Genomic DNA, 6,646 nt, shown 5'->3' with positions numbered 1-6,646 from the left:
TTTAAGATTTTAAGATTTTAAGATTTTAAGATTTTAAGATTTTAAGATTTTAAGAGCACCTTAAACCACGATTAGTGCGTAATGGAAACCGCGGTTAAATATTTATGCTTGTGGTACATCGCGTGCTTGAATATCAGATTCGCACTCACGGTATCCATTCCTGCGACCTCTACATAAGCACCCTTTTTTCGGAACTTAAACACGACCTTATCAAGCGCCTCAACCGACGTGTTATCTAGGAACGATGCATCCGATATATCGATCGTCACTAAAGACGTGGCCTTGTCATAGTCAAATAGATCGACAAACGCATCTGAAGAAGCAAAAAAGACATGGCCTTTTACTCGATGGGTGGTGTGCAGTTCGTTAGTCACCACTTCATCAGATATAAAGACCATCGACTTGCTGGCATGCGCATAAAACAAAGCTGACAACACCACGCCAACTGCAACACCTATCGCGAGATTGTGCGTAAACACCACCACCGCTACGGTCGCTAGCATCGTCACATTAGTAGGGAGCGTGTGATCTTTAAGTTCAACAACAGAACGCCATGAAAACGTGCCGATTGAAACCATGATCATCACAGACACTAAAGCCGCCATCGGTATCAGCTTCAACCAATCAGAAACAAACACCACCATTAGCAACAAAACAACCCCAGCGATCATACTGGATAATCGGGTTAAGCCGCCTGATTTGATGTTAATGATCGACTGACCGATCATCGCACACCCCGCCATACCACCGAATAGTGAGGCAACGATGTTCGCTACTCCCTGCCCTTTACACTCATTGTTTTTATTGCTTTCAGTATCGGTCAGATCATCGACTATGGTCGCTGTCATCAAAGATTCCAGTAAGCCAACCAGAGATAGAGCGATAGAATATGGCAGGATGGTTGCAAGCGTATCGAACGTGAATGGGATATTAGGAATCAAGAATACCGGCAGTGAATCGGGAAGCTTGCCCATATCGCCAATCGTTCTGACATCTAAACCAAATAACAAACTAATGATTGTCAGGGCAACAATAGCGACCAATGGAGAAGGTATCGCACGACCAAACTTGGGAAAATAAGGAAGCAGATAAATGATCGCCAAACCCAAAGCGACTAACACGTAAACGCTCGAAGGGACGTTGATCAACTCAGGGAGCTGAGCCATAAAGATAAGAATAGCGAGCGCGTTAACAAAGCCAGTAATCACCGATTTGGAAACGAAATTCATCAGATTACCAAGCTTAAGGTATCCAGCCGCGATTTGAATGACGCCAGCAAGAAATGACGCTGCGAGTAGATACTCTAGCCCGTGTTCTCTCACCAAGGTGACCATTAATAGCGCCATAGCGCCTGTTGCACCGGAAATCATTCCCGGACGACTGCCAACCAAAGCAGTGACGACACAAATACAGAACGAGGCATAGAGCCCTACTTTAGGGTCAACGCCTGCAATAATTGAAAATGCGATGGCTTCAGGGATCAATGCGAGTGCAACCACAATCCCAGATAATGAATCTCCTTTAACGTTTGATAACCAGTGTTTTTTTAAATAATTAAGCATGTAATTCTCTTTTACTTGTACAGCCAGTCCTGCCTTGTTCAGACATAATTTGATCGACTGTTTTTCTTGAATGAGCGAGCGCTCGAAAAGTGCGGGTGTAGAGAGAATGCAGGGGTTAAGGCGGCGTAATTAACACGTGAACATTAAACTCCTTTAGTGGGTGGTTGTTTAGTAGAACGAAATCAACACCTGTGCTTTTTTTTATCGCGTTTGTCCTACACAGGTCAGAATGGCTGACAATATAGAGTGAGTGCCACTTTAATCACACGACCAATATTGCAAACAAAGGTTTCGAATATTAACGCTTCTTAATCCGGCCAAAAACCGCTAGCGGACTCGATTTCAGCCAGCTCTATGTTGTAATCAACTTCAGTTCATGTCATTTCAATCACTCTGCTCACATCGATTTACAAGGTATTGAAGAATACTTAACCATTAGCGCTAGCGCACCTCCTTAGCACTCAAACAAATACCAAACAGAAAGCCAAATCGAACAAAAAACACACCCTAAAAGGTATTTCTGCTCAGTAGACACAATATTTCTTTCACCAAGCAAGAATAAAGGTTGAAGCTGTCGGTATGACAGGTAATATGTTCAATCGATTTAAAAAGTTTATACAACTTAATGTTTCGGCTAATTATTGTGCAAATGTATGTTTATTTGCAGCAATGCCAGAGACTTTGAGTTGAATTTGTCCCTCAATGGAGAATGAAATCAACATGACTTACGCGCCTGTAACAGACGTACTTGGCGGCAAGCTAGCGGTAGACAGTGAAGTAACTGTTCGCGGCTGGATCCGTTCACGTCGTGATTCCAAAGCTGGAATCTCTTTCCTTGCCATTTATGACGGCTCTTGTTTCGACCCGATTCAGGCCGTGGTTCCTAATAATCTTAATAATTACGAAGACGAAGTATTAAAGCTAACAACTGGCTGCTCTGTTGAAGTAACAGGTAAGATTGTTGAGTCTCCGGCGAAAGGTCAAGACTTCGAACTAGCAGCAACTGACGTTAAAGTTGTAGGCTGGGTTGAAGACGCTGACACTTACCCAATGGCTAAGACACGTCACTCTATCGAATACCTTCGTGAAGTTGCTCACCTACGCCCACGTACGAACGTGATCGGCGCAGTAGCACGTGTACGTAACTGTTTATCTCAAGCGATTCACCGTTTCTACCACGAGCAAGGTTTCTTCTGGACTTCAGCTCCGCTTATCACTGCATCTGATGCAGAAGGCGCTGGTGAAATGTTCCGCGTATCTACGCTAGACATGGAAAACCTACCTCGCACTGACGAAGGCAAAGTTGACTTCAATGAAGATTTCTTCGGTAAAGAAACTTTCCTAACAGTATCTGGCCAACTTAATGCTGAAGCTTACGCTTGTGCACTAAGCAAGGTTTACACGTTCGGTCCTACGTTCCGTGCTGAAAACTCAAACACAAGCCGCCACCTAGCTGAGTTCTGGATGGTTGAGCCTGAAGTTGCATTTGCAGACCTTGACGATGTAGCGAAACTGGCTGAAGACATGCTTAAGTACGTTTTCGCTGCTGTTCTTGAAGAGCGCCGCGACGACCTTGAGTTCTTCGCTTCTCGCATCGACAAAGAAGCAATCACTCGTCTAGAGCAATTCGTAGACGCTGATTTCGCACAAGTTGACTACACTGACGCAATCCAAATCCTACTAGATTCTGGTAAGAAATTTGAATTCGACGTTGAGTGGGGCATCGACATGTCTTCTGAGCATGAGCGTTACCTAGCTGAAGAGCACTTCAAAGCACCTGTTATCGTTAAGAACTACCCGAAAGACATCAAAGCTTTCTACATGCGCTTAAACGACGACGGCAAGACAGTTGCAGCAATGGACGTACTTGCACCAGGCATCGGTGAAATCATCGGTGGTGCACAACGTGAAGAGCGTCTAGACATTCTAGACGAGCGCATGATTGGTATGGGTATCGACCCTGAGCACATGAGCTGGTACCGCGACCTACGTAAATACGGCACAGTGCCTCACGCTGGCTTCGGTCTTGGCTTTGAGCGTCTAGTGTCTTACGTAACAGGTATGGGCAACGTTCGTGACGTTATCCCGTTCCCACGTACACCACGCTCTGCTAACTTCTAATCTCAGCTTTCTTCTTTCAGAGAAGTCAGTATAGATAGATAATTAAATAGATAAAAACCTCCGTATATACGGAGGTTTTTTTATTCCCCGAGATTATTTCCGTTACCCACAACCTCCCTTCCCCACCCACAAATTCTCCTGCGTATTCTCGATTCAAAAGCGGTTAGACGCGAAGATAACAAATCAACAAATCAACAAATCAAAATCATATAGTTAAGCACTGTAATTTTATGTAATGAACACCTGACAAAGTCATACAGTATTGATGTCCTGTATAAATTATTCTTCTTACTAATTAATTTGTGAATATAAATTTTTAGGGACCCCAATGAAAACAAGCATTTTATCTGCAGCTCTACTAATCACTTTAACTGGATGTGGCGGAGGAGGCTCATCGACTCCCGCGAAAAAACCAACAGTTAAGCCAACGCAAAAGCCAGTGGTATTTATCTCTAAATGTTCGCAACCCTTACAAGGGGATACAGCCTTAACCTTCAAGATTAAGGGTACAATAGCGAGTGTCAATGGCGTTGCATGTAGTGGTAGCCCCAAAGCATTTGACGATATGATCAAAGCTCACCCGAATACAAAAACGCTGAACTTCATCGATATGGGTGGCTCTATGAATGATGATGCCAACATTCAACTAGCGTACAAAGTAAGAGCGAAAAAATTAGACACGTACATTAGCTCTATTGGACATGTCGCTTCGGGGGGAACTGACCTTTTCGCTGCGGGTGTGAAAAGAACGATTGAACCAGGTGCTCGATTAGGCGTTCACTCATGGGCACAAGGGTCTTTACAAGGGGCTTCATTGCCTGTTGGTCATAGTGAGCATAAACCCTACATTGATTATTATAAAAAGATGGGATTACCAGATCCGAGCGGCTTCTACTGGTTTACACTGAAAGCTGCTCCGGCTCAAGGAATGCATTATATGACTCCTGCTGAATTATCTACGTATGGTTTGGCGTCTGTAATGACGGGTGTTACAAAAGACCTACGAGCAAATTACACTCCTAAAAACAGCCTTTTGAACAACAACCTGCTGGACGTTGTGAGCGATAGTCTGAAAGCTGTAGCCGTTGAAAACCACGTGAGAAGCAGTGTCTATGTGCTCGACCATGTCTCTTCACTATTATTCAAGCAATTTAATGTATCAAACCGAGATGAGTTAATAACCTACTTAAAGGGTAATGGTAAACTAGATCCTGTTACCAAATCGTATGTATTCAAAGCTACATCAACTCAGCCGACGACTGTCTATAACTCAAAAACGGACACAATAAATACAGCATATAGGTCCGATGATAAGTACCGTGTCGCTCCTAAGCCCTTAATTGAAACGGGTTTGATGATCGAAAATTATGGCATTGAAACATCACACACATCTGTTCAGGTTGAATTGAACAAAAGCGCGATCCAAGTTGAGATTGCAGATGAACAATTTACCCTAGTTAAAGACCCATCAGTCAACACAATTAACTACTGTAAAAAAATCAAGTTCAAAGTCGCATCAGGGAAACTGGTCACTGTTGCTAACTGCTTAGAGAGCACTCTCAAAGGTGACCAAGTTCAACTTGTCAATTACGAAAGAACGACAAAGAGAGATATGCTAGGTAGCGTAGCTCCGACCGTAACCAAATCGGTAACCAAGACTTCGAACTTTGAATTCAATGCTAAGCAAAGTACGCTAATTACTAAGTAATTTTACAATGTGTAAAAAAAGCCCTACTTAACATAAGTAGGGCTTCCTTTTTATTTATTGCGCTTAAGTTTCATTTAAGCTGTCCAGACTAAATTAGTCAGCCTTGCGTACCAAAAAGTGATCGAGCATAATTTTTTCACCTGTACTTTGAAGAGGCTTAAATTCAATGACTAACTGATCGCCTTTCTGTTCAAATGCATTCACTTTCAAAAACAGACTTTCTTTGTCCGCTTTAATGTTATGAGCGACCTGACGACCATTAACAAACACATCAAATGCAGGCGCTTTAGAATTTACAGGTATCACTGTTTCAAAAGTGTACTTATCCCCTTCTATCGCATAAGCGGTGTTATAAATACCACCATCCGCCGTCCAGTAAGTGCCATTGAAATCCATACTATCCGCTTTCCAGTAGCTGTAAAACGCGTGAAGATCTTCAATGTCATTCTGGGTCGTCGGTGTCCATTTTACATCAGCAAGATTTACAGGTTTCGTATAGCTAAAACCATGCTCTTGCATGTCACTTTGTAAGGAATCCAATCTTCCCAAAACATCATCGAAGGTATCTTGCCAACCAAGCTCACCATAATATTGAAGCCCTATCTCCCCAATAATATAAAACTCACCATCTCTCTCAATCGTGATACCAGAGCCTGAATCCCCATGGATAATTAACCACTGCAAGTTACTTTGAGGCATGATCACTGGGTCATATTTGTACTCAGCTAACCATTTTTTGTCTGTGTCGTTGTACTTAACAAACTTTTTGCCACCATTACGTCCGTTATAGTTGCCAAAGCCAACGCTATTTACTTCATAGACTTCTGAATGATCAAACATCCCTTTCTCGGGCAACTTCGCCGGCTTGATACCGGTGATAGGCGTATCTAAGCGCACCAAAGCGAAGTCGTAAATACCATCGGTAAATTCATACTCCCCCCACTCACCATCAGGGTCAGTAGTCGCACGTGACGTATGAACAACATTGTACTTACCATTCTTATCTTTTTCATAAGAAGAACAAGTTACCGCATTTTCATATCCTTCACTTTTTGAACCTGACACATGATTTGCTGTGATAACCCAATACGGGTCGATTAAAGTGGCCGACCCTGCATTCATGTGGCAAGCAAAATCAAATTGAGTTTGTAAGGCAAACGCTTTGTGTTGAGTAACCGAGCGATCCATCTTGCCTATGCCCGCCTGCGCTGAAAAAGTAGCAACGATCGCTGATGCCAAAATAATTTTTTTCATG

Annotated in this window: 4 protein-coding genes; 2 read left to right on the top strand and 2 right to left on the bottom strand. The window is 42.9% G+C overall.

The features are described 5' to 3' along the window. Positions 1-71: 71 nt before the first annotated feature. Positions 72-1,562 (bottom strand): SulP family inorganic anion transporter, encoded by a 1,491-nt coding sequence (locus ACED25_RS03955; protein WP_371694679.1) that lies wholly within the window; start codon positions 1,560-1,562, stop codon positions 72-74. Between the two features lie 720 nt (positions 1,563-2,282). On the opposite strand from ACED25_RS03955, the gene asnS reads away from it, so the two are divergent. Together asnS and ACED25_RS03945 are read left to right on the top strand one after the other, a co-directional pair. Then, the gene (asnS, locus tag ACED25_RS03950; protein ID WP_004734710.1) at positions 2,283-3,683 is read left to right on the top strand and encodes an asparagine--tRNA ligase; all 1,401 of its coding nucleotides are present in this window, start codon (positions 2,283-2,285) and stop codon (positions 3,681-3,683) included. 328 nt (positions 3,684-4,011) lie between these two features. Beyond that, on the top strand, positions 4,012-5,391 hold the full coding sequence (locus ACED25_RS03945) for a hypothetical protein (protein ID WP_371694678.1): 1,380 nt from the start codon (positions 4,012-4,014) through the stop codon (positions 5,389-5,391). 93 nt (positions 5,392-5,484) lie between these two features. Here the strand turns inward: ACED25_RS03945 and ACED25_RS03940 are convergent, their stop codons facing one another. Further along, positions 5,485-6,645, bottom strand: a complete 1,161-nt coding sequence (locus ACED25_RS03940; RefSeq protein ID WP_371694677.1) for a serine protease — start codon at positions 6,643-6,645, stop codon at positions 5,485-5,487. Position 6,646: the final 1 nt, after the last annotated feature.

Source organism: Vibrio sp. 1F263 (assembly GCF_041439035.1).
Lineage (GTDB): Bacteria > Pseudomonadota > Gammaproteobacteria > Enterobacterales > Vibrionaceae > Vibrio > Vibrio tasmaniensis_A.
Note: the sequence above shows the minus strand (reverse complement) of the source record. Positions and strands in the feature narration are given on the sequence as shown.